At 38.2% G+C, this 24999-nt stretch carries 25 protein-coding genes and 1 other annotated feature; of the genes, 11 read left to right on the top strand and 14 right to left on the bottom strand.

The features are described 5' to 3' along the window. Window positions 1-44 precede the first annotated feature (44 nt). From MF646_RS08240 to asnB, 4 genes are all read right to left on the bottom strand, one after another. On the bottom strand, window positions 45-785 hold the full coding sequence (locus MF646_RS08240) for an SDR family NAD(P)-dependent oxidoreductase (protein ID WP_250096017.1): 741 nt from the start codon (window positions 783-785) through the stop codon (window positions 45-47). A gap of 284 nt (window positions 786-1069) precedes the next feature. Continuing rightward, window positions 1070-1837 (bottom strand): DUF3231 family protein, encoded by a 768-nt coding sequence (locus MF646_RS08245; RefSeq protein ID WP_338035483.1) that lies wholly within the window; start codon window positions 1835-1837, stop codon window positions 1070-1072. Further along, entirely contained in the window at window positions 1828-2070 is a 243-nt protein-coding gene (locus tag MF646_RS23400; RefSeq protein WP_338035484.1) for a DUF3231 family protein, read from the bottom strand. Before MF646_RS23400 ends, MF646_RS08245 begins: the two co-directional genes overlap by 10 nt. A 153-nt stretch (window positions 2071-2223) precedes the next feature. Beyond that, window positions 2224-4071: an asparagine synthase (glutamine-hydrolyzing) gene (asnB, locus tag MF646_RS08250; RefSeq protein ID WP_250096018.1), complete on the bottom strand. Its 1848-nt coding sequence runs from the start codon at window positions 4069-4071 to the stop codon at window positions 2224-2226. 277 nt (window positions 4072-4348) lie between these two features. On the opposite strand from asnB, the gene MF646_RS08255 reads away from it, so the two are divergent. After that, on the top strand, window positions 4349-5062 hold the full coding sequence (locus MF646_RS08255) for a polyphosphate kinase 2 family protein (RefSeq protein WP_250096019.1): 714 nt from the start codon (window positions 4349-4351) through the stop codon (window positions 5060-5062). Between the two features lie 76 nt (window positions 5063-5138). Here the strand turns inward: MF646_RS08255 and MF646_RS08260 are convergent, their stop codons facing one another. Then, a complete protein-coding gene (locus tag MF646_RS08260) occupies window positions 5139-6047 on the bottom strand; it encodes an EamA family transporter (protein ID WP_250096182.1) in 909 nt (302 codons plus the stop codon). A 227-nt stretch (window positions 6048-6274) separates the two neighbouring features. Between MF646_RS08260 and MF646_RS08265 the strand changes: the two genes are divergently transcribed. Beyond that, window positions 6275-6478 carry a YqzH family protein gene (locus MF646_RS08265; RefSeq protein WP_250096020.1) on the top strand — a complete coding sequence of 68 codons (204 nt, stop codon included), beginning with the start codon at window positions 6275-6277 and terminating at the stop codon, window positions 6476-6478. Here the strand turns inward: MF646_RS08265 and MF646_RS08270 are convergent. After that, window positions 6466-6651, bottom strand: coding sequence for a hypothetical protein (locus tag MF646_RS08270; RefSeq protein ID WP_250096021.1), 186 nt, complete (start codon window positions 6649-6651; stop codon window positions 6466-6468). The genes MF646_RS08265 and MF646_RS08270 overlap by 13 nt on opposite strands. A 15-nt stretch (window positions 6652-6666) precedes the next feature. Beyond that, window positions 6667-7449, bottom strand: a complete 783-nt coding sequence (locus MF646_RS08275) for an SDR family NAD(P)-dependent oxidoreductase (RefSeq protein WP_250096022.1) — start codon at window positions 7447-7449, stop codon at window positions 6667-6669. A gap of 132 nt (window positions 7450-7581) precedes the next feature. Beyond that, window positions 7582-7805: a binding site (T-box leader), on the top strand. A gap of 63 nt (window positions 7806-7868) precedes the next feature. Between MF646_RS08275 and proB the strand changes: the two genes are divergently transcribed. The 4 genes from proB (at window position 7869) to MF646_RS08295 (ending at window position 12121) form a co-directional block, all read left to right on the top strand. Next, window positions 7869-8993 (top strand): glutamate 5-kinase, encoded by a 1125-nt coding sequence (proB, locus tag MF646_RS08280; protein WP_250096023.1) that lies wholly within the window; start codon window positions 7869-7871, stop codon window positions 8991-8993. Next, window positions 8990-10237, top strand: coding sequence for a glutamate-5-semialdehyde dehydrogenase (locus MF646_RS08285; protein WP_250096024.1), 1248 nt, complete (start codon window positions 8990-8992; stop codon window positions 10235-10237). The genes proB and MF646_RS08285 overlap by 4 nt, the downstream gene beginning before the upstream one ends. 10 nt (window positions 10238-10247) lie before the next feature. Further along, window positions 10248-11081 carry a pyrroline-5-carboxylate reductase gene (gene proC / locus MF646_RS08290; RefSeq protein ID WP_250096025.1) on the top strand — a complete coding sequence of 278 codons (834 nt, stop codon included), beginning with the start codon at window positions 10248-10250 and terminating at the stop codon, window positions 11079-11081. Window positions 11082-11299: 218 nt separating this feature from the next. After that, window positions 11300-12121 carry an ion transporter gene (locus MF646_RS08295; protein WP_250096026.1) on the top strand — a complete coding sequence of 274 codons (822 nt, stop codon included), beginning with the start codon at window positions 11300-11302 and terminating at the stop codon, window positions 12119-12121. 696 nt (window positions 12122-12817) lie between these two features. On the opposite strand, the gene MF646_RS08300 is transcribed toward MF646_RS08295, so the two are convergent. After that, window positions 12818-14188, bottom strand: a complete 1371-nt coding sequence (locus MF646_RS08300; RefSeq protein WP_250096027.1) for an aspartate kinase — start codon at window positions 14186-14188, stop codon at window positions 12818-12820. Between the two features lie 432 nt (window positions 14189-14620). Then, window positions 14621-14905 carry a hypothetical protein gene (locus MF646_RS08305; RefSeq protein ID WP_250096028.1) on the bottom strand — a complete coding sequence of 95 codons (285 nt, stop codon included), beginning with the start codon at window positions 14903-14905 and terminating at the stop codon, window positions 14621-14623. Between the two features lie 279 nt (window positions 14906-15184). Between MF646_RS08305 and folE2 the strand changes: the two genes are divergently transcribed. Next, entirely contained in the window at window positions 15185-16069 is an 885-nt protein-coding gene (gene folE2 / locus MF646_RS08310; RefSeq protein ID WP_250096029.1) for a GTP cyclohydrolase FolE2, read from the top strand. Between the two features lie 25 nt (window positions 16070-16094). Here the strand turns inward: folE2 and MF646_RS08315 are convergent, their stop codons facing one another. From MF646_RS08315 to cobA, 3 genes are read right to left on the bottom strand one after another with little or no spacing between them, the layout of a single operon-like run. Then, window positions 16095-16736: a precorrin-2 dehydrogenase/sirohydrochlorin ferrochelatase family protein gene (locus tag MF646_RS08315; RefSeq protein ID WP_250096030.1), complete on the bottom strand. Its 642-nt coding sequence runs from the start codon at window positions 16734-16736 to the stop codon at window positions 16095-16097. Then, a complete protein-coding gene (locus MF646_RS08320; RefSeq protein WP_250096031.1) occupies window positions 16733-17569 on the bottom strand; it encodes a sirohydrochlorin chelatase in 837 nt (278 codons plus the stop codon). The genes MF646_RS08315 and MF646_RS08320 overlap by 4 nt, the downstream gene beginning before the upstream one ends. 4 nt (window positions 17570-17573) lie before the next feature. Then, window positions 17574-19040, bottom strand: coding sequence for a uroporphyrinogen-III C-methyltransferase (cobA, locus tag MF646_RS08325; RefSeq protein WP_250096032.1), 1467 nt, complete (start codon window positions 19038-19040; stop codon window positions 17574-17576). A gap of 270 nt (window positions 19041-19310) precedes the next feature. Here cobA and MF646_RS08330 point away from each other — a divergent pair, with 270 nt between their 5' ends. From MF646_RS08330 to MF646_RS08345, 4 genes are all read left to right on the top strand, one after another. Further along, a complete protein-coding gene (locus MF646_RS08330; protein WP_250096033.1) occupies window positions 19311-19616 on the top strand; it encodes a MerR family transcriptional regulator in 306 nt (101 codons plus the stop codon). Between the two features lie 143 nt (window positions 19617-19759). Next, window positions 19760-20569, top strand: coding sequence for a divergent polysaccharide deacetylase family protein (locus tag MF646_RS08335; protein ID WP_250096034.1), 810 nt, complete (start codon window positions 19760-19762; stop codon window positions 20567-20569). A gap of 1 nt (window position 20570) precedes the next feature. Continuing rightward, window positions 20571-21134 (top strand): GNAT family N-acetyltransferase, encoded by a 564-nt coding sequence (locus MF646_RS08340; protein WP_250096035.1) that lies wholly within the window; start codon window positions 20571-20573, stop codon window positions 21132-21134. Between the two features lie 5 nt (window positions 21135-21139). Beyond that, window positions 21140-23023 carry a S8 family peptidase gene (locus MF646_RS08345; protein WP_250096036.1) on the top strand — a complete coding sequence of 628 codons (1884 nt, stop codon included), beginning with the start codon at window positions 21140-21142 and terminating at the stop codon, window positions 23021-23023. A 157-nt stretch (window positions 23024-23180) separates the two neighbouring features. Here MF646_RS08345 and MF646_RS08350 read toward each other — a convergent pair whose 3' ends face one another. Further along, the gene (locus MF646_RS08350) at window positions 23181-23378 is read right to left on the bottom strand and encodes a DUF3906 family protein (protein WP_250096037.1); all 198 of its coding nucleotides are present in this window, start codon (window positions 23376-23378) and stop codon (window positions 23181-23183) included. Further along, window positions 23378-24997, bottom strand: a complete 1620-nt coding sequence (locus MF646_RS08355) for a nitrite/sulfite reductase (protein ID WP_250096038.1) — start codon at window positions 24995-24997, stop codon at window positions 23378-23380. Before MF646_RS08355 ends, MF646_RS08350 begins: the two co-directional genes overlap by 1 nt. Window positions 24998-24999 lie beyond the last annotated feature (2 nt).

The raw sequence follows: 24999 nt of genomic DNA on the forward strand, positions 1-24999 counted from the left end.
TTTTGGGGTATCCCAAAGGTCAAAAAACCTTTTGGGATACCCCTTTATTGTTCATAAATCATTTTTCTCGTCATTCCACCATCAATCGTTACATTCTCACCATTAATAAATTGGTTTGATTCATCTGTTAAGAAAAGACATGCCCTTGCAATATCGTTTGGTTCCCCTACCCGCTTGGAAAAATGCTGTTCATGATCGATTTCCCTTAGTTCCGACTGGTCTCCAGTGTGAATCCATCCTGGGCTAATAACATTAACTTGTATCCGATCTTCTTGAAAAGAAGCTGCTAATGCATGAGTTACAGCAACAACTGCCCCTTTAGAAGCCGCGTATGCTTCTGAGTAAGGCTCTGACATAACAGAACGCGTTGATGCTATATTAACAATGGAACCTTTCTTACGTTTTCTCATGTCTTTCGCTACTTCTCTCGAAAACAAAAACACACTTCGAACGTTTGTATGTTGGATATCGTCCCACTCTTTGGTTGTTATCTCAAAGGGGGACTTAAACTTTGACACTCCAGCATTATTAATTAGAATATCAATTTTCCCAAATTGCAGTAGAGTTTGAGAAACAACTTTAATGATATGATCTTCTTTCCTCACATCACATAATTCAGAATGAGCAGTTCCACCATTCTTCACTATATAGGCCGCTGTTTCTCTTGCTTTCATTTCGTCAATATCTGTCACAATCACAATATCACCGTTTGCTCCATATGCTTTTGCGATAGCTGCACCTATTCCTTGTCCTCCACCTGTAACAATGACAATACGGCTGTCCATCAGTAAGCCCTCCTCAATTATCATTCAGTTTATATGTATCCTTCCACCTCTATTATCTTTTACATTCCTCTCTCAAGAAAACATTATACAAAAAATAAAACGACTTAAAAAAGGGAATGCCCTCTTAAGTCGTTTTTACCTCCCTAGGGGGGAATTAAGATTCGGCCACATCTTAACTCCTCCTATACATTATGCAAATAAATGATTTCCGTTAAATCTTTATTTATTTTTGCTTGCTAAATTTAGGATCGGTGGGCTATTATGACTCTTTTTGGTTTTAAAGTCTATTTTTTTAATAGCTGCTTTCGATCTTCCATTTGTGGAGCCTCTTCCATCCAGCCATGCTTGACCATTAACTTTGCTCCATCCGTTGCGTAGTCAAAAATATCTTTCGCACCAAGTATGACAACAGGAGGAATATCATTTCGCAAACTAAAGGACGTCCCAAAAGCATTACTTCCTAAAGAAAAGCTGCATAACAAGCTTGTACAATACATCATGATTTTATCTGAGAACGGTGGTACTACTGAGGTGGTAACTGTTCCACCTTCAAGGGCAGGGATTTGAACCTCTGCTTTTCTTAAAATATTTCCAAAATCTTTCACAAGGCCTTTTGATAGCTCTTTTCCACGATTAAAGAACTTTTTCGCATCTTCATTTTGTGCACTTTGAGCAAAGCCTTGCATCAAATTAGCCCCAATTATGTTACTTTCAATTGCGTGATACAAATGAGCAACCTCAACAGTTGTCAATGATCGTTTGTGACCAAGCTTAATTCCTTTTAAATAACTTTGATCTGTCGCAAATTCTACTTCTTTTGGCATCGTCACATGGGGTGGCCGCACTAACACGCCTTTTTTTAATAAGTAATCTGTACATTGTGAGAAATAGTCTTGAGTCATAACGGTTAAATCTTGAAATAACTTTAGTAAGTCTTTTCGATATACCATACCTATATGCAACGTATGCATCCCCATACTAATTGCTTTCATTATTCGAGTAAAATAAATATCAAAATCATGGTCAAATAGCTTAGGTGCATCTATATGCACATCTGTTTTTTATAACCTTGAGGAATGACAGCACCTGCCGTTTCAAAAATCTTCTCGATTCGCTTTACATAATGATCAATTTCTTTTGACAAACTTATCATTACTTTTTTTGCATCACGATTTTCAGATTTATTAATGAAATAAGACAACATCTGAAACAACATCGTTTTTTGTTGATAGGTCATCCATAGTGTTCCTATTTCTGATGACGTTAATTCAGGCTCCTTTGACATTCCATAACCCCCACATACATAATCTGTTATACTTTTCCCATAAGTTCATTCTTCATTCTTTATAGAGTATTGCACTTTTTCACTAGCTTGGCAGTGACAGGTAAGAGAGCACTGAAAAGGTCGGCTTTACCTTTTTAGTGCCCTCCTATTGAACTATTCTTTTATCTTTACATTGTACGTATTTAACCAGTAATCCATTTGGATAAAATGAGCTAGTAGCTGAGGGCCTGCCATTAATTGACCAAAGTAAGGCTGACCAGTTGGGAACCCGCCTGAATCTGCAATCTCTCTTAAGGCATCCTTATTTATAAATTCAAAAATGGGGGCATCCTTTTGAGCTAATACCTCTTTCATTCCTTTTTGTACAGCGGCCGTATATTTAGGATGGTGTGTTTTTGGATACGGACTCTTCTTACGATAAAGAACATCATGTGGCAGGGAGCCTTCCAAAGCCTTTCTAAGAATCCCTTTTTCGCGTCCTGCTAATTGTTTCACTTCCCATGGGATATTCCAAACATATTCAACGAGGCGGTGATCAGAGAAAGGCACTCGTACTTCTAAGCTCGCTCCCATGCTCATCCGGTCTTTTCGATCAAGAAGGTTGGTCATAAACCAAATTATATTTAAATACGAAATTTCTCTTCTCCTTGCTTCTTCAGGTGTATCCTCATCAAAAGTAGGGGTTTCTTGGATTGTTTCTTTATAACGTTGGTATACATATTGCTTTAAGTCTAATTTCTTTTTCCATTTATCATTTAAGAGGTTTTCACGTTCATCAATAGAGCGCATCCATGGAAATCCATCAATGTTCATTACTTCTGGTTTATGAAACCATGGATATCCTCCAAATATTTCATCGGCACATTCACCTGATAACCCAACAGTCACGTCTTCTTTAATTTCATGACAGAACCAAATTAACGATGAATCAATATCTGCCATACCCGGCAAGTCACGAACATCGACGGCTTCTTTTAGACGGTTAGCTAATTCATCTATCGAAATGACTTTATTCTGATGTTCAGTGCCTAGAGCATCTGACACGACTTTGACCCATGGTGCATCTGAATTCGGCTGAAAATCATTTGCTTTAAAGTATTTGTCATTTTCATCGTAATCAATAGAATAACTTTTGATTGCCCCTTTTCCTTGTTTCTCGTATACTTTTGCAGCAAGAGCTGTTAACGCACTTGAATCTATACCACCTGATAGAAACATCCCTACTGGTACATCAGCAAATAATTGACGTTCAACTGTATCCTCTAATAAATAACGAACATGCTCAGCTGTTTCTTCTACAGTGTGGTTATGCCTTTTGCTCTTTAATGTCCAGTAGCGGCTGATCTTAGCTCCATTTCGATCATAGATGAGCATATGAGCAGGTCGAAGTTCATTAATATCATCATACACCCCGTGGCCTGGTGTTCTAGATGGAGCTAGCCCCATAATTTCAGCAAGACCTTCTGTTTTAACTATTGGTTCAATATCACGATGAGCAAGCAATGCCTTTAACTCAGACCCAAAAAGCAAGCAGCCATTACGTACTGTGTAGAAAAGTGGTTTTACCCCTAGTCGGTCACGAGCCATAAATAGGCTCTCATCTTTATCATTCCAAATAGCAAAAGCAAAAATGCCATTAAACTTTTCTAAACATTGATGGCCCCACTCAATATAGGACTTTAATAGAACTTCTGTATCGGAATGCCCTTTAAAATCATGCCCTCTCACAAGAAGCTCTTTTCGTATATCTTCAGTATTGTAGAGCTCCCCATTATAGACAATTGTATATGTTTTATTCTTATAAGTACGACTCATTGGTTGGATACCATTTTCCGGGTCTACGACTACTAGACGTGCATGACCAAAAGCGGCATGAGGTGATGTCCAAACATTCATATCATCCGGTCCTCGACGATTAAGAGTCTCTGCCATTTTACGTACTTGCTTTTCCTCTTTTCGTAAATCTTGACGCCAATCAATCCACCCTGTAATACCACACATGTATCATCAGCCCCTTTTGGGAAGTTTTCTCATGCTCAAGTGATAGTAGAAATATTCATCTACTGATCCTAGAGCTTTTTCTCTTTTTGCATTGACCTAAATTAGGACCTCTACCCATAAACTATCCTATTCCTAAACATGGGCTAATGTGATGATTTTTTTCTGTTTCGTAAATATGAAACATCACAGATCACTAAATCATAAGATTGAGAAACAGATATTTACTGACCAAGGATATTCAATATATTTACAGATCAAGTAGAGAGGGGTATGTTATTTGTCAAAATCAAAAAGACAGTTCGCAACGAAAAAGCAATACAAGAAAGCTTTAAAAAAGAATCAGTTACAATTACTGCAATTGCAACATGAACTTTATGAATTAGATTTGCCAGTCATTCTTATATTTGAAGGCTGGGATGCAGCAGGAAAAGGCGGTGCCATTAAAAGAGTCACAGAACGTTTAGATCCACGTGGCTACAAAGTTCATGGAATTGCTGCCCCTGATGAACATGAATTAAAATACCATTACATGAGACGATTTTGGAAAAGTTTACCTACAAAAGGACAAATCGCCATTTTTGACCGCTCTTGGTATGGTCGAGTTCTTGTTGAACGAGTCGAGGGATTTGCAACGGATGAAGAATGGGGGAGAGCATATGAGGAAATTAATTATACCGAGAAAATGCTGGCTGACGCCGGTCATATTATTATAAAGTTCTGGCTGCAAATAACAAAAGATGAGCAACTTGCTCGCTTCCAAGCACGCGCAAATGATCCTTTCAAAAAATGGAAACTAACTGATGAGGATTGGAGAAATCGCGAAAAATGGGATCAGTATGAAGAAGCCATTGAGGAGATGATTAATAAAACAAATACCAAATTTGCGAAGTGGCATATTATAGATAGCAATGATAAAAGGGCAGCAAGGGTGTCTATCATTGAAGCCATCATTGCTGAATTTCAAAACAAATTAACAAAAATTCATTCATAGAAATCGAGTGACTGAAACATGTTTAAGGGTGACTTGTTTCAGTCGACTCTTTGCATCATTATATCTGTTATTTGGTTTAGATGGTGGTTTCCTGTTTCCTTGATGTATCCGAATCTTTCACTTTCACTTTGATATTCCCTACAATAATTCCAATTAATATTAGAAACACTCCTAGCCACTGTGTCCAATTAATTGTTTCGGATAATATAACTGTTGAGAGGATAATGGCAATGGGCAATTCAGAGGCAGAAAGAATGGTTCCAAGACCCGCTCCAATATGCGGCATGCCAATCGAAAATAACAAAGGCGGAAGTGCAACACCAAATAACCCTAACATAAAACTATAAGGCAAAATCCCCGTAACAATTGAACCGTCCAAAAGGAACACCGGCGGAAAACATAAACCAACTATCAAAAATCCCCCTAAAGATAAAAAGGAGCTCTTTTGAACAGGCGGTACAGCCTTTCCTACTGTTCCACTCACATAAATAAATGTAGCAAAAGCGATCGCTGCAAGAATGCCCCATGCTGCTCCATTTAGTGAGAATATTACATTTCCTTCAACTAAAAGCCCCGTTGCTAATAGTGAACCTACAAACAAAATGATGATAGCAACAAGTTTTTCACGTGAAGGTCTTTTCTTCTCAAGAATCCATTCCAATAGTGCTCCTATCCAAATAAATTGAAATAAAAATATAATGGCTAATGATGCATCAAGTGTTTGTAATGAAATATAATAGAAAATACCCGTTAACCCCATCGGCATGCCTGCCAGTAGCAATTCTCGAGATTGTCTTAATGATAGCTTTGTTCTTTTCGTGAACAAAGACAACAAGAAGATAAGAACTGTTCCTGTAAGAAACTGTCCACCCGTCACTTCTCCAACCGAAAATCCGGCCCCGTATGCTAACTTAACAAAGGTTGATAATATTCCAAAACAGCATCCAGCTAAAAATACTAGAGACGCATAATGCCAAACCTTCACCATCCACACTCCTTCCTCTAAACAAAAAAACACACTCTGCCCTATGACAAAGTGTGGTGAAAATAGAGTAGCCTCTAAAAAAGTCCACGCCTGTTTTGAGTACAATAAACAGGTTTTAATGACTAGTTTGATAGCTTTATTGTAAAAGGCTGAACTGGTCACGTCAACTTCCTTTTTCTATACTGTAATGGTAAAGAAAAATTTGAAAAGACTAGTGTGAGAATAAGATGGACAAACGCTTTATAAAAAAACAAATGGATCATGTTATAAAAACCTACACAGAGCAAAGTTTTAGTCTACCTCTTACGAAAGATGAAGAGAATCAATTACTGCAAAAAATTGTTGATCAAGTACAACAACAAGGATTTGAAAACTTACAAGACATTCTACACGATATTATCTACCCTTTTTTCACTAATCAGGATGAATGATTTCGCTTTTCCATTAACTTTTTCACATGCCCTTTTGGCTCCCAGCAATGAAAGATATAGGCTGGCTTTGTTTCATAACCTAAACGAATGCAGCGGTAGTGCATTCCTCCTCCTTGCTTTTTTTCAGCACTGAAATGAGTACATGTTGCGCAACAATGATAGCGGTTAGCCATAAGTTTCCCCCTCTCTTATTTTTGGTTCAGCTTCTTGCCAGCAATTCGCTCTATCACTTTTGGCATAACTTGATATATAGTGGAGCCAATATTCATCCATTTAGGTAGGTTTAGCTCACGTTTTGGCTTTTCGATAAGCTGAATCGTCTTAACAGCGACATCCTCGGATTGTAACATCCACCGATCCACATTTTTAACATACGTTCCTTCCTGATCAGCTCGCTCAAAAAAAGGTGTCTTAATAGGACCCGGATTTACAGCACTAACATTAATCTTTGTATCCATTAACTCCATTCTAAGCCCATTTGTAAAACCTAAAACGGCATGTTTGGTCGCGGAATAAACCGTTGACTTTGGCGTCGAAAGTTTTCCTGCTTGTGAGGCAATATTAATTATATGACCTTGATTGTTTTTTAACATATAAGGAAGAACGGCTTTCGTCAATGCTATCAAACCAACGACATTCACAGAAAACATTTCTTTTACATCGTTTATATTAGCTGACTCTACTTTATCAAACACTCCAAAGCCTGCATTGTTAATTAGAACGTCAACTCGCCCGACCTCTTTCATGATCTGTGCTGTTCTTTCCTCAATCATCAAGGGATGGCTAACATCAAGTGGATATACAAACGCTTTTCCTCCCTTTTCTTCAATTATTCCTTTTAACTCTTGTAATTTATTAATATTTCGTGCTAGCAAAACAACGGTATACCCTTTTTTCACTGCTTCTAGCGCAAGATCTCGGCCTAACCCACTTGATGCTCCAGTTATCCAAATCGTTTTGTCTATGTTCATCTTTCCGCTCCTTTGTTTTATTCATTTAATTATTTTTCTGTTTTTTGCTAAAAATTAAAAATCTATTATTGTTTTTTCTGAGTAAGAGTTGACTCCGAGACCGTACCCTCATATAATGGAAAAAAACATGACAAAAAAGCGTTGATAGGGATTAGTAAATGACCATTATGTGTATAGAGAGTGGCTTCATTGGCTGAAAGAGTCATCACCTCTAATGACATTGAACCTGCCCTAGAGCTAGTCAGCTTAATACTTTACCTTTCATTAAGCTCGACCGTTCCCCACGATACGGGTAAAGAGTGGGCAATTTGCCAACTAAGGTGGTACCGCGGAAACTAAGCTCTTCCGTCCTTATTATGATGAGGACGGAGGGGCTTTTATTTTTTGAGCTAGTAATTTATTGAAATGAGGAGAGAATCATGAGTCGACAACGTCTCGTTGTTAAAATTGGTAGTAGTTCATTGACGACAAAGCATGGTGCTTTAAGTATGGAAAAAGTCACTGAATTTGTCAAAGCAATCGCGCAACTAAAACAAGCTGGTCATGAAGTGATTGTAATTTCTTCTGGCGCTGTTGCAGCTGGATTTAAGGCTTTAGGCTATCCAAGCAGACCTGTCACGATTGCTGGTAAACAGGCTGCTGCAGCCGTTGGGCAAGCAATGCTCATGCAAGCCTATATTGAGCAGTTTGGAATTCATGAGATAACCCCTGCCCAATTGCTATTAACTAGGCAAGATTTTTCGGATGAAACACGCTATGGTAATGCATATTCAACATTAACGGAGTTATTAAAACGAGGCGCTATTCCGATTATTAACGAGAATGACTCGACTTCGATCGAGGAACTGACATTTGGAGATAATGACATGTTATCTGCCCTTGTTAGCGGGTTAATTCATGCTAATACATTATGTATCATGACTGATGTGAACGGGCTTTATGATGATAACCCCCAAACAAATCCAAGTGCTAAAAAAATCCATTATTTGCCTTATGTTACCGATGACCTACTCGCTCTAGCCGGGGAATCGACATCCAAAGTCGGTACCGGTGGTATGAAATCAAAAGTGAGCGCCGCACAAACAGCCTTGACATTAGGTGTAAACGTCTTTATTGGAAAAGGTGTTAAAAAAGACACATTCACCGATATTTTAGAAGGAAAAGGTGATGGAACTTATATTGGCTCATTTCAACATGAAGCGGTCATGCCAACAACAAAACAGTGGATTGCGCTTCATTCAAAGATCTCTGCTCGCCTTATGATTGACAAAGGAGCAGAACAAGCACTATTACACCGAGGGAAAAGCTTATTGCCTGTTGGCATTGTAGCTATAGAAGGGCAATTCACAACAGGAGATGTAATTGAAGTGATCAATGAAAATGGGAGTCTTATTGGTAAAGGAAAGGCTAATATGACTATGGATGAGTGCAACCATTTTCGAGGACAGCAAGAGTCAAAAAAAGATACAACCAAACATAAACAACCTGTGGTTATTCATCGCAATGACTGGGTTCCACATATAAAGGAGACGATGAAACGATGAGCGAACTGAAAATCAAAGCAAAAAAAGCAAGCGAATGTGCCCGTGAACTAGCAACAAAAACAACGACAGAAAAGAACGAAGCTCTTGAAGCAATTGCACAGCAACTTCTTCAAGAAGAAGAGTACCTATTAACAGAAAATGAAAAAGATATTCAAATCGCAAGAAACAATGGAACAAATGAAGGTATCATTGATCGGTTAACATTAACTTCTACAAGGTTAAAAGATATGGCTGAAGGAATCAGACAGGTTATTTCACTAACAGATCCAGTAGGAGAAAGACTAGCAAGTATCGAGCGTCCAAATGGATTACAAATTCAGAAAGTACGTGTTCCTCTTGGAGTTATTGGGATGATTTATGAAGCTAGACCGAATGTGACAATTGACGCGTCAAGCCTTTGTCTAAAAGCTGGCAATGCTGTCTTACTTCGCGGAAGTTCTTCTGCCATTCATTCCAATACAGCACTTGTAAACGTGGTTCAACGCGCGTTAGAAAAAACAACAATTCCAGTAGAAGCAATTCAACTAATTGAAGATACTAGCCGGGCAACCGCAACAGAAATGTTCACACTAAATGAGTATTTAGATGTCTTGATTCCTCGCGGAGGTGCGTCACTTATTCAATCAGTAGTAAAAAATGCGTCAGTACCAGTTTTAGAGACAGGTGTTGGCAATTGCCATTTATACATTGATCACAATGCAGACACCAACATGGCTATCTCCGTAGCTGTGAATGCAAAAACGCAACGTCCTTCTGTTTGTAATGCAGTTGAAACGATTCTTATAAATTCAAACTGGGCAACTGATCATTTCGACTCATTATTGCAAGCTCTCTCGGATAAAAATGTAGCTTTTGTCGGAGATGAAAAAACTAGGTCCTTTGACTCTAGAATAGAGGCAGCTCAAGAAGTTGATTGGGCCGATGAATTTCTTGATTTAAAAGTAGCATTAAAGGTCGTTGATTCATTGGACGAAGCAATTGAGCATATTCATCAATATGGTACAAAACACTCCGAGGCGATTATTAGTGAAGATGCAGAAAACGTGGAAAACTTTTTGAACAAAGTAGATGCTGCTGCAGTATATCATAATGCTTCCACACGTTTTACTGATGGTTTTGAGTTTGGGTTCGGCGCTGAAATTGGTATAAGTACACAAAAGCTTCATGCTCGAGGACCAATGGGATTAGAAGCATTAACATCAACGAAATATATCGTCCATGGAACGGGACAAGTGAAAGGTTAGGTGCGAATCGTTGTTACAAAACAAAACCATAACATTTTTAGGTGCAGGATCAATGGCCGAAGCGATCATTGGTGGATTAGTAAGACAAGAAGTTGTTGAACCAAGGCAGATCATCGCAACAAACTTAAGTTCTCAAGAAAAATTACATTATCTTGAGAACACGTATGGAATACGAACGAATAGTAATCGTATTGAAGCCGTACGTCAAGGTGATATTGTCATTTTAGCCATGAAACCAAAGCATGTGAAAGAGGCGATTGATGACATTAAGCATGCGACAAATGCAAACCAACTTTTCGTCTCGGTTTTAGCTGGAATTCCTACCTTCTATATTGAAGATTTATTAGGATCTAAGGCTGGTGTCATCAGAACGATGCCCAATACCTCAGCAAAGGTTGGCGAATCTGCAACAGCGATTACAAAAGGAATGCATGCAACGGATAAACAGCTAAAAGAAGTGGAACAGCTTTTTTCAGCTGTAGGAACGGTTACCATTGTAAAGGAAGATAAATTAGATGCTGTTACTGGGCTCGCAGGCAGCGGGCCAGCGTATTTTTATTATTTGGTTGAAGCAATGGAACAGGCTGCACATGAAGCAGGTCTTACTCCTGAAGAGGCATCTGCACTTATTACTCAAACTGTTGTTGGTGTAGGAAAAAGGCTCCAAACAACTAGCAAATCTTCTAAAGAGTTATATGAAGAAGTAATGAGCCCAAATGGTACAACAGAGGCAGGAATTAATGTCCTTAGAGAACGAAAGAGCCAAGAGGCTATGTGCAGTGCTGTAAAACGTGCAATGTCAAGATCTAAAGAACTAGGTGAAGTGTTCACAAAAACACAATAACACTTTTTTAGGTAGACACAGCTTATGTGTTTACCTTTTTTTATTAACGCAACACTAGTTATTGAACTTGATTTGTTTGTACATACTGAATCAACAATATACGTTCTAGTGAAACAAACGATAATTATTCGATAATAGAAATAAGCAAACACTTTTTCACAAACACAAAATCTAGTAAAATAAATACTAGATTTGTTTTCTTAAGGAGATGCGCCAACATGGAAACTAGAAATAGCGAACTATCTACATCACCATTTGTACGGACCGTCCAGAAGATTGTATTTCATCGTGCATTTACTGCAACAATTATAACTCTTATTCTTATTAACGCCATTATTGTCGGGCTTGAGACATACCCTGATTTATATAGAGCTTATTACGAGTGGTTTTATTTAATTGACTATATTTTGCTATGGATTTTTACAATTGAAATTGCCATGCGGTTTATTGCAACGCGTCCGACAAAAGATTTCTTTAAAAGCAGCTGGAATTGGTTTGACTTTTTGATTGTAGCTGCTGGTCATATATTTGTCGGAGCCCACTTCGTGACTGTGCTCAGGATTTTACGTGTGCTTCGTGTTTTACGTGCGATATCCGTTATTCCTTCATTGCGTCGACTTGTAGACGCCTTATTAATGACAATTCCTGCCCTTGGTAACATAATGATTTTAATGAGTATCATTTTCTATATTTTTGCTGTAATAGGAACGATGTTGTTTGCTGGAGTTGCCCCTGAATATTTCGGAAACTTACAGCTGTCTCTCTTAACGTTATTTCAAGTTGTCACACTAGAATCATGGGCAAGTGGTGTTATGAGGCCCATATTCGCTGAAGTTACTTGGTCTTGGATCTATTTCGTTATCTTTATCTTAGTGGGTACATTCATTGTATTTAACCTCTTTATTGGGGTCATCGTTAATAATGTAGAAAAAGCGAATGAAGAAGAAGAAGAGGAAAACAAAAATTCAGAGTTAAAAGAACTACGACAAGAGGTAGCAGAAATGAAAGCAATGATCCAAACATTAACAGAACGGAAATAAAAAAGGTTCTGTTAAGGAGCAGAAAACTAAAAAACATCCCAAGTAGCGCTATCCGTGCATTAATTAGCAGCCATATTAACGGAAAAAAGTATTGGTTTAGCCAATACTTTTTTCTAATCTTTATTAAACCCAGACAATCCGTTAGTTAAGGAAGTGGCTAGTAGCTATCCAAAATATAAATAATTCATATTGTTTTATGAAGAACTTTTCCTCTGTATTTCTGTTCTATTTTGTCCTTCATCAGCTTTATGAAGGACTTTTCCCTGCATTTCTGTTCTATTTTGTCCTTCATCGGCTTTATGAAGGATTTTCCCCCTGCATTTCTGTTCTATTTTGTCCTTCATCGGCTTTATGAAGAACTTTTTCCTATCTTCTCTACTTTGTTCTGACCTTCATCAGTTTTTATGAAGGACAATAGTTTATTCAACTTCTTTTGCCCTTTTAGCTGAACAAAAAAAAAAGCGATTCTCTTGTAAATTACAGTATAACAACTGTTCCGCAATTAGCAGACCGTTTAACAACTTAAACAATAGACCACGGTGCTATTTTTATATGTTAACCACCATAAATATCCTCATAAATAAATAAATAAATAATAGTAGACCTATTCATTATGTGAATTGGTCTACTATTATTATTGGTTATTTAGTTTTTCTACCTCTAAACCGAACCCGTTAGGATCCCACTCATTCTTTTTTATTGGACCGTTTCGTCTGCACCACCAAAGAACTCATGGTACAATTCAACAACTGTACGGTCTGCGTCTGAAGCATGGATCCCTAAAATTAAACTTACTTCAGAAGACCCTTGGTTAATCATTTCAATATTCACATTCGCTCTAGTTAAAGCTGCTGTTGCACGCGAAGATATTCCGATTGTATTATGCATTCCTTCTCCCACAATCATGACCATAGCAAAATCACGTTCAACATACACATCATCTACTTGCAGTTCCTCTTGAATTCTTGAAACGACACGCTCCTCAATTTCTGCTGTTAACTGCTCTTGTCGGAGTATAACAGAAGTATCATCAATTCCAGATGGCATATGCTCATAAGACAATCCTTCGTCCTCTAGTATTTGTAACAACTTGCGACCAAAACCAACTTCTCTGTTCATCAAATACTTACGAACATAGATTGTTGCAAATCCTTCATCTGCCGCTATTCCTATAACTGGATTCATGAAGTATTCTCTCTCAGCGATAATCATCGTTCCTGAAGAAGACGGGTTATTTGTATTTTTTACGCAAACAGGAATTCCATTTCTGAATGCCGGAAATAAAGCTTCATCATGAAACACGGAGAAACCTGCATAAGACAACTCACGCATTTCTCGGTAAGTCATTTTTTTAATTTTAACAGGATTATCAATAATATTAGGGTTGGCAGCAAAAACTGAATCAACATCTGTAAAATTTTCATATAAATCAGCTTTTACGCCTGCTGCTAAAATGGAACCGGTAATATCAGACCCCCCTCGTGAAAAAGTTACGAGCGATCCTTCTTTTGAATAACCAAAAAATCCTGGAAACACAATAATCTCATTACGATCACGTAGAGCTTTAAGATGCTCATATGCTTCTGGTAAGACTTGTGCATTTCCTGGTTCATCACTAACAAATAGACCAGCATCTTGTGGATTTAAATATGTAGCATTTAATCCAACGCTTTGGAAGTAAGCAGCAATTAACTTAGCATTGTTATCTTCACCACTTGCCTTTAATAAGTCCATGCATGCACCAGGACGATTACGATCAAACTGAAGTCTCTCACGCAAATCTGCCTCAATTGTCGCAACGATTTCCTTTCCAAGGCCTAACCCTTCTGCAATATCTTCATAACGATTTAAGACAGCTTGTAATTCGTTTTCCGTATCCTCATTTTTTAAGTAGGTTTCACCAAGGTGGATAAGAAGATCTGTCACCTTTGTATCATCACTGCTTCTTTTTCCCGGTGCGGAAACGACGATTATTTTTCTTTCTTTGTCTTCTGCTACAATGGAAGCTACCTTTTTAATTTGCTCCGCACTTGCGACTGATGTTCCCCCAAATTTCGCTACCTTCATCTTATGTCTCCAGCTCCCTTATTCTTCATTTCTCTCTTCATTTATAAGTTTTTTGAACATTCCCAATATAGCATAATCAAACAGGTTCTGCAAAACGATTCTTACACGTTTTCAGCTTACATACTCGCCTGAATCTTCTTCAGTTATTCTCACCACATTGTTCCACACAATCCTCCCTGATTCTTGGCAATGGCTCCCATTCCCTTAAGATAAGGCTCACATACGGCCTTTTTTTGGGAATATGCGGTGCCATTGTGCTTCTTTAAGTATGCTTTCGGACTTCTTCGATAAAACGAGCATAAAAAAAGAGCAGGGGAATATCTCACCTACTCTACTCTATAATGATTCATCATCAATTATTGCAACCAGCGATAGGCAAGAGACAAACAATGCCTAATCCCCGTTTAGCCATGTTGCACCTACTTTCTCACATCATTGAAAAATCCCTATTAAGAATGGTTTGGTTTCTTGCAGCTGATCTTGTGTACAAGAAGATTCACTTACATAATCAAGCTCTAATGCATACTTTAACGTGGTCTCTTCTAAGTTATTCGTTAAATCAGCTTGATCAAAGCATGCCGGTGCACTATACACTTTATGTGTATGATCTAATATTACTCGAGTATCACCTGATACCGTTACTGTAATTGGAATGACTAGTCCAATTACAAGTAAAAAAGCTGCCAAAATCATCCAAAATATGGTTCCCTTTTTCATTTTATACCTTCTTTCCACTCTTTTCCTTCTAATCTCTTTGTAGAAAACAGTCGATATTCTTGTTTCCTTTTCCCTTTGTAGTGTAATATGGAGGAAGCATAACTCGCAACTGTTTTACCTTTCGTATTCCATCAACATGCCATCGTTATGCTAACTTTTCGTTAGAGGTGTTCGTTAGCAGCATCGATGCTTGATGAACAACTAGACAACAATGAATCTATTCATATTTGTTGTCAAACGCCACATAAATAGAATTAATTTTCAGGAGTGATAGATCAGATGAAACGTTCTTTACCACCTAAGGCTGAGCGTCATCGTCATTTTGGTACAGTTGATCCCATTGTAGGAACAAAGCCAACAGACAAAGAAAAGATGCCAGACCTTCAAAATAAACCAGATGATTTTTATTTTCCTATTCAACAAGTGGGAATTTCTGACGTGAAGTACCCTGTCATGATTGAATCAGAACTAGCACCAACAACTCAAACAACAACAGCAACATTTGCCTTAACAACAAGCTTAGAACAAGATTTTAAAGGAATAAATATGAGTCGCCTTACAGAGCAGCTTCATCTATTCTTCCAATCTCACTTGTTAACAGATCAAACCTTACGTGAATTTACGGCGATTCTTGCTCGTGAAATGAAACAAAGAGCTGCGAATGTTCGTGTAACATTTCCATGGTTTTTCACAAAGACAAGCCCAGCTATGCAAAAAGAAGGAATGGCCCACGCTGATATCACATATGATGTCTCGTTTGATGAGGACAAAGGGTATACATCCGTTATTACACTAACCGGGGCAGTAACAACTCTATGTCCATGCTCTAAAGAAATTAGTGAGTACAGTGCCCACAACCAGCGAAGTTTCGTAACAATGACTGTAACGGTCGATGATTCGTACGAAGCAGATTGGAAGGCTGTCCTGTTAGAAGCTGCAGAAAGTAATGCTAGCTCCATTCTATTCCCTGTATTAAAGCGCCCAGATGAGAAGGCTGTTACCGAGCGTGCATATGAGAACCCTCGCTTTGTAGAAGATCTCGTTCGACTAGTTGCAGCTGATTTATATGAACATGAAGCGATTCGTTCATTCGAAGTTCAATGTCGCAATGAAGAATCTATCCATCAGCACGACGCAATTGCAAAACTATCTTATACAAAGTAAGACAAAAGGGAGAACCATTGATTGATTAAAAATGGCTCTCCCTTTTTCTATTAATTTCTTGTTTAATCAATTGATGCAGGAGCTCTTCTCGATTTGGCTCCTGCAAAAAATGCAAAGACGCACATTGCTGTAAAATTTGTTTACGAACTTGTTGCTTTAAACCACTAGTAAGTACTTGTTTTCTTGCATATTCTAAAAAAAGCAAATCTTCTTCAATGGAATCAGGGATGTTTTTCTTTATTTGCGCCATCAGTCTCTTTCCATACGTTGGACTTGCTCCACCTGTTGATAAAGAAAAGGAAAATGGGCCTCTTTGAAACGTCATAGGAAAATGAAAATCACTGAGGCTAGAATTATCAGCAAAATAAACAAGTTGATACGTCTTTCTATGTTGATAGAGAGCTAGATGAAGCGCTGAATCATTCGTCATTAAAAACAGAAAGTCTTCATCAAAAGAAAATGTTGGATCGACCATTCCTTTTTCCCATTTAAAATGTGGTTTATTTAAATAGCTTTCTAGAGTTGGGTGAAGTGATGGAGCATAAACAATCACTTGACTGACGCCCGCCTCAAGTAATTTAGGAATTTGGCGTGCTGCCACAGTACCAGCTCCAATAACGGCAGCCCTTTTTCCATCTAGCTTCAGTATAACTGGAAGATGACTCACGCTTTTACACCTGGTACCTGATTAGAACGTCCACGCAAGTAACAAGTGTCACAATTTACTTTCACTTCTTCGTCTAATACCTCTTGTACCCGTTGTCCTAAAACTGAGATCAATTGATCGTCAAAACCTAAATAGTCACATAAAACAAATTCTTTATTCGTTTGTTTTGACCATTCATCTAATTGCTTTTGCAAACCTTTCATTAACACACCTGTAAATAATAAATAAGGAACAACATACACTGTGTTATTTGGCAAACGGTTCATTCTAGCTAATCCTTCATCAACATTAGGTCTTGTAGCCGCTAAAAAGCAAACATCTACTTCATCTACAGGAGTATATTCCCAAAGGAGTCGAGCAATTTTCATTAAGTCGCTCGTCTGATCAGGATCACTACTTCCTCTTCCTACTAAAAGAATTGAGATCGGCTTACGCTCATCATAATTTGGCCTTTCATTCTTAAAGTGAAATCCAACAGCTCGTAATCGATCTTGAATGATATTAATCACGGTTGATTCAATACCAATTGGTCGCCCATAAGAGAAAGCTATATGAGGATATTTTTCCTTCATTTTATCAATTTCTTCAGGAATATCTACTTTCGCATGCATTGCTGTTAATAAGAGGAGGGGGACAACTGCAATCTTCGTGGCGCCTTGCTCCACACATGCTTGTACTCCCTCTTCAATGGTCGGCTCGGCTAGCTCTAGAAAACAGCATTCTTGAATCTTCACTTCTGAATGTTCTTGTTTTGCTTTGTTTACAAAAGAAAGAAGCTCCTCATTGCCGGCCTGAACACGACTTCCATGACCTACATATAAGATTGCTTGCACAAACTCACCTACTTTGTTTTACAATGTCTTTTAACACTTTAACCAGCTCTAGTTTGGATGGCTCTTGCAGCACATGTTGAACGTGATAACCTAATTCAATTGCTGCATTAGCCGTCTCAGGTCCGAAACAGATAACTTCAGCCCTCTTTGATAATGAATCCGGTGTTTCCTGGCATGCTTTAATTTGCTCTGTCACAACCTTTACGGCTTCTGCACTTGGAAATACAATTGTATCCACTCGGTTTTCCTCAAGAATACGTTGACAAGTAAAATTGGACTGTTCAATAATTTCGTCTGTATGAGATACATAAAAGTCATGCTCTCCATAGAGCTCGTACCGTTTCTGCTCACGCTCTTCCCAATTTCTAGATCCAATAACTAGTCGCTTATCTGATTCAATCATCTCATGTACTGGGATCCCAAGACAAGCAAATGACTCAATTGCCTTAATTGATTTTTGAGATGCACCGTAAAAACGTGATTGAAGAGACCTAATATCGATTCGCTTTTCTCTAAGCTGCGCAAAGAACCAATCAACTGATTTCGGTGAATGAAATATGATTTGATCATAGTTATGAAAGGTCACATCGATATCCAAATGTTCCCTAGTTACAAAGCGAGGATATTCAAATACGTCAGCGCCTAATTTAGTTAATTCTTTTGCAATCTCACTTCGTCCTTCCGTTGTGCGTCCAAATAAAATATGTTTCCCAAAAAGCGGCTGACGTTCAAACCAGCTTTCTTTCGTTCGCAGTTTAGCTACATCACCTACTAACGTAATGGCGGGATTAGAGAACTTTTCTCTTTGAACAAGTTCTGCAATCGTAGCTAAATCCCCAGTTAGTGTCTTTTGTTTTCCTACTGTACCCCATTGTACAAGTAGTACAGGTGTATTCGGGTCTCGTCCATGCTCGATAAGCTGCTCACAAATATATGGTAAGTTTTTCACACCCATATAAAAAGCAATTGTATCTATACCGGTCGCTAGCCCTTTCCAGTCTATGATTGGTTGCCCAGTGGGAGATTTATCATGCCCTGTTACAACAGCAAATGAGGCTCCATGATCTCGGTGCGTTACTGGAACACCAGCGTATGTAGATGCTCCAATTCCTGCTGTTATTCCCGGTACAATCTCATATGAAACTCCGACTTCTTCAAGAGCTGCCGCCTCTTCTCCCACTCGACCATATACACTTGGATCTCCACCTTTTAAGCGAACTACTTGCTTGCCTTCTAGCGCATATTTCACAAGCAAATCGTTAATAGCTTCTTGTCTAAGTAAGTGTCGATCAGGTAGTTTCCCGCAATAAACTAACTCTGCTCCTGGCTTCGTAGTCTCAAGTAAGAGTGGATTAACAAGACGGTCGTACAAAACAACATCAGCTATTTCAAGACACTGCTGACCTTTCACTGTCATTAGACGAACATCTCCTGGACCTGCGCCAATTAAATATACATATCCTTTAGTCATTATGATTCTCCTTTAAGCTATCTGTAAATACGGATCAAAATTATATTTCCGACTTTTTTTATATGTTTTATCAATTATAATATACCGAAAGCCTGATCTCAATTGAAAAAATACATTAATGTTAGTCTTACTCTCTCTAAATGTTTTACCCACTGTTAAATTTCAATAATCAATGTCAGATTATCTGACATTCCCAACCACTCACCACCTGTATATGTGCTATGATAGTGAAAAGATCTGAACATTCTAACTTAATAAGGGGTGGAATGGGTGTCAACATATAAAGATAAAAAAGTAATTACAATTGGAATTGTTAGTGAACTTACAGGCCTTTCAGAAAGAAAGATTCGTTATTATGAAGAAAGAAAACTAATCTATCCTGAAAGATCTAAAGGCGGAACAAGAAAATATTCATTTCTAGACGTTGAGCGACTACTAGATATTGCAAATAAAATGGAAGATGGTATGCAAACATTTGAAATTCGAAAAATGGAACAAAAACAAATGCAGAAAAAAGAAGTACGCGATCGTATGCTTCGCGGACAGCTTAATGCCGCATTTAATATTCGTAAGTAAGACATGTGTGACGAGAGATCGTTATACATGTTTTTTTTGGCGTTTTTTCAATAGGTTATCTTTATTTTATCTTTTTATCATAGAACGTAAAGCCCTTTGACAAACTAACATAAAAACAGAGTGTTTAGAAAAGGTGGATGGCTATGCGATTTAGATTCATAATTATGTTTTTTTTATGTATGTTCCTGGTCTCCTTGAGTCCTACTTCATTATTTGCCAATGAGAACAAACAAGTTGCCATCATCATTGATGACTTTGGAGGAAAAGTAAAAGGAGTTGAGTCTTTTTTAGATGGCAATATTCCCATTACTGCGGCAGTTATGCCATTTATGGAGCAATCAACTGAACAAGCAAAGCTTGCCCATCAAGCAGGACTTGAAGTTATGATCCATATACCCATGGAACCTAAAAAGGGGAAGGCATCTTGGCTCGGGCCAAATGCGATTACAAGTGACTTGTCTGATGAAGAAATACGAAAAAGAGTATTAGCAGCCATTGAGAATGTTCCTTTTGCAAAAGGGATCAACAACCATATGGGATCTAAGATTGTGGAAGACGAACGAATTATTCGTATCATTTTAGAAATTGCTAAACAAAAAGGGCTATATGTAATTGATAGTGGAACAAGCTCATCTTCTGTGATTCCTAAATTAGCAAGTGAGATGAATATTCCTCACGCAACAAGAAGTATCTTTATCGACGATACTCACTCTTCAAAAGAACATGTTATGAAGCAAATGTCGTCTTTATTAAAAATAGCAAAAAAAGATAAAAAAGCAATTGCAATAGGGCATGTAGGAATAAAAGGTCATGAAACGTTTGCAGGTATCTCAAATACACTTCCATTATTTACGAAAGAACAGGTGAAAATTGTACCTGTATCACATCTATTGGACACTGAAATAGAGAAAGACCCTATTCATTTTTGGCATCCTAAAGAAAAGGAGGATTAAAATGACAACACTTACACACTTAGGTAGTAAAACGTTTACAGCTAAAGATCATTCAAAAATTATTCTTCGCCCTGCACAAAAGCAAGATGCAAAAGAAATTATCTATTCAGTTTCCTCTATCATTGAGCAAGGAACTTATATACAAAAAGAACGAGTACGAACAGTTGAAGAGGAAGAAGCATTTATTGAGGAAATGAAAGAAAGCGGGAACATGTATATCGTAGTCGAAGTAAACGGTGCCGTCCGGGGCATTGCGAGAGTTATCCGAGGTGAATTAGAGATGAAACGACATACTGGTCTCTTTCGAACGTGGCTTCACGAAGATGCACAAGGAAAGGGAATTGGAAAGAAAGTAATGGAGTACACGCTTGCATGGTGTAACCGAGAATACTTGCATAAATTATGCTTAACGGTTTTTGCTTCAAACAAAGTAGCCATTAGCTTATACGAAAAAGCTGGGTTCGTCACAGAAGGCATCCAAAAAGAACAAGCATACCTTAATGGTGCGTATGATGACGAATTATTTATGGCTTATTTTTTTAATCGTAAGAGAAAGGATGTTTGATTCTAATGTTATGGAGAATGGCAAAAACAGTGTTGATTGTTGGTCTCGTAGGGATTGGTCTTGCCATAATTGGAAGAGCACTTATTGACGACAATGATTTCACAATCCAAACAAAAAAGATCCCAGAAGAGCTAGAAATCTCGGCAATGAACCACTTAATGGCTGAAGACCTGACAATGACAACTTCTATGTTCTTAAAACAGCTTTCTGCTCAAATGCAAAGGTGGGCAAATCAAGACTTAACTGATCAAGAGTTACAAACTAGGTTTGAAGAAGAAGTGACAGAACATCCACATTTTCACGGTTTCGCTATTATCGAAAACGATAAAGTCATTGAACAAGTTGGCCATATTGAGCGAATGGACGTATCAAAATTAACTCACCGCCATATGAAAAGTAACTTTTCTGACCCTTATTCTGTTGAAGGAAAGCAATACATGTTAATGGGGGAAATGCTTGATGATGGTCGAACTGTTTTAGGGGAAATTGACTTATCTTTCGTAAAGTCTTTCGTCAAAGGGCTAGCATCCGTAGCTGATGCCAACGGGACTTTTTTCGTTTCTGGGGCTGATCCTGAAGTTGACTGGAAAACAACTGAAGATATCCCTGAAAATTTAGAAGCAGAAACAGTACCAGAATTAGGTTGGCAAATCGTTGTTCATTCTGATGATCAGAAACCAGAACAACTTCAACAACCTTTTTTTGAAAGACAAGCCGTTATTAAATTTAAACACCCCGAAGTTGCTCAAACGTGGTTAATGGAAAATCAAGATTTACAAGTTCTTGAAGATCACAATCCAATGTTTGTTGTCGAATCAAAGACGGAATCAACTGAACAATTGATTCAGCGTTTACGTAAAGAATATGATTTAGCCATTGCAGAGCCAAATTATAAAATTTCTAAACAAGTTATTCTTTTTTCAACTGACCCAAATGAACCAAGACATACATCTCCAACACAAAACAATAGACAACAAAATCAGAGAAGGGCAGGAAGAGAACAAGTACAGCAAAATGTATTAACATCAAAACCAAACGATGAATTTTTCGAGCCTTATCAGTGGAATTTAGATCAAATAGAGATTGATGAAGGATGGGACTTGGCAGGAGGTCAAGGGGTAAAAATCGCCGTCTTAGATACTGGCGTAGACCCAAATCACTTAGATATCGCTGAGAAACTAGGACCAGGATACAACTCGTTTGACGATACCTCTGATTTCTCTGATGCACATGGGCATGGGACACATGTAGCAGGAGTAGCTGCTGCCTTAACAAACAATGTAACAGGAATAGCTGGTGTGTCTTGGGATAGTACGATTTTGCCTGTTAAAGTATTAAATGATGAAGGAGAAGGTTCATCGTTTGAAGTGGCTAAAGGAATTTACTGGGCCGTAGAACAAGGAGCTGATGTCATCAATATGAGTCTTGGCGATTACTACTCTTCTGATTTATTACATGAGGCAATTCGATATGCATATGAACAAGATGTTGTCTTAATTGCTGCATCTGGAAATGATAATGTCCAAGACCCTATGTACCCTGCACAATATGAAGAGGTGTTCACAGTTGCAGCTGTTGATGAGGCAAGAAATCGTGCATTTTTCTCCAATTACGGTGAACATATCGATGTTACAGCACCAGGTGAACATATACCAAGCTTGTTTCCGGATAACAACTATGTAGTGATGTCTGGTACATCTATGGCAGCTCCACATGTTGCTGGCTTGGCTGGGCTTATTCGTTCACTGCGTCCGGATTTAACAAATGAAGAAGTATACAACGTTATGCGTTCAACAGCTAAAGACCTCGGTACAGCGGGACACGATCCATACTATGGATTTGGTGAAATTGATGTAGCTGCCGCTTTACAATCAATAACCAATCAATAAACAGCATTCTTTGCAATGCGTTAATACAATAAAGGAGGGTCTGACCCCTCCCTTCTTGCTCGATTCCAGAATTTCAATTTTAAAAATAAAAAAGCCAGATTCCCTCTGTGATCATCCGCAATTTAACGCGGTGAAGATACACAGAGGGGTCTGACCCCTAAATGACAAACCCTGCTGTTTTTCCAACAGGTTTTTTTTCTTGTAGTGTAATAGACGTAATGATCGGTAATTTTAAATAATTTTTTTCAACTTCTTGCTCAGCAGTTGAAAATGCACTTTCTTCATTTGCTGCGACAACAACAACAGTCACATTCCCTCGCTCTTCTATTTCTACGTCAAATCGATATAAATGCATCATGCTGTCTCTAAAATGTCATCTAATGCAGTTTGCAGAGCATCATGACCTACACGGTTGTAGAAGTCAAAGAATACCTCGTTTGGCTCTTTGTTTTCTTCAAAATAACGTAGGAAGGCTGCTAATGCAGGTGCAAGCTCATCTGCTTCGATTTTTCCTTTTAGCTTGTTGTTAAATTGAGCAACTTCTTTTTCAAGAGTTCCACCAACATAAAATTCAAAAGCTTCAACCATCTTTTTATCCTTGTTCTTCATCTTCACACCTTGAAGACCTATGTCGGCAATTTGACGTTGACCACATGCGTTTGGACAGCCAATCATATGGATACGCACAGGGACATCAACTGCGACATGCTCGTCCAAATACTCTGCTACACGTCTCATTCGCTCTTTTGTTTCAACAAGTGCTAGGTTACAATACTCGATCCCCGTACAGGAAACTGAATACCCAATGAAGTTTTTAGGTTCAAGTTTAATACGATCAAATAAAGGCTCTTGCAAAAGCGCTTCCACTTTCTCATTAGCTACGTTTGGAATTACTAGGTTTTGAGAGTTACACGTGCGAATTTCACCGTTTCCGTAATCTCTTGCAATTCGAGCAAGATCAAACCACTCATCTGAATTCATTCGACCAACAGGAACATTGAATCCAACATAACTTAAACCTTCTTGCTTTTGTGCATGTACTCCGTAGAAATATCCACCGTTCCACTCCTCTAATTTGCATGTTCCTTTGGCAGGGAGCTCACCAGTATACTCAAGTAGCTTTTCTTTAAACTTTTCAACACCCCAGTCAGCAACTAAGAATTTCAAGCGTGCACGATGACGTTTCTCACGATAACCATAGTCACGATAGATTGACGTAATTGCAATCGCAACATCTTTCACTTTTTCCGGAAGAACAAATACATCCAACTCTTCTGCAAGGTATGGTTTAGCTGATAATCCGCCTCCAACTTTCACATGAAACCCTATTACCTCTTCACCATTGATTACTTTCACAGCTGGAGTAAACGACATACAGTTAATGCGATCATGGCCAGCATTATGTACATTTCCTGATATTGACATCTTAAACTTACGTGGTAAATTTGAAAAGTCTGAATTACGTTGGAAAAAACGATAAACATCTTCAACGATCTCTCTCGTATCGAATAACTCATTTGGATCTACACCAGCAAGTGGATTGCCCATGATTGTTCTTGGGATATCTCCACATGCCCCTACAGACGAAAGACCAACTGACTCTAAACGTTTAAAAATGTCAGGTAAGTTTTCAATTGTTAACCAATGATATTGAATTGCTTGACGTGTTGTAATGTCGATCACATCACGGCCATAATCACGACCAATTCCAGCTAGAACTTCTGCCTGTTCATTTGTAATTAATCCTGATGGAATATTGACTCGCATCATAAAATGCCCATCTTCTTTTGGCTTTTGTAAATAAAGGCCAGCCCATTTAAATAAGCTCCAGTCTTCTTTCGGAATAGAATCAAATCCACTTTCTGCATACTTTTCAATATCATTTAGAATTTCAAGACCATCTTTTTCTAATTTGCGAAGCTCATCCTTATTTAACTTTTCTGGCTCCTCTGCCCAAATCTTTTCATATGCCATAA

Origin of the sequence: Halalkalibacter alkaliphilus (genome assembly GCF_023555415.1) — a bacterium.
Classification (GTDB): Bacteria; Bacillota; Bacilli; order Bacillales; family Bacillaceae_D; genus Halalkalibacter; species Halalkalibacter alkaliphilus.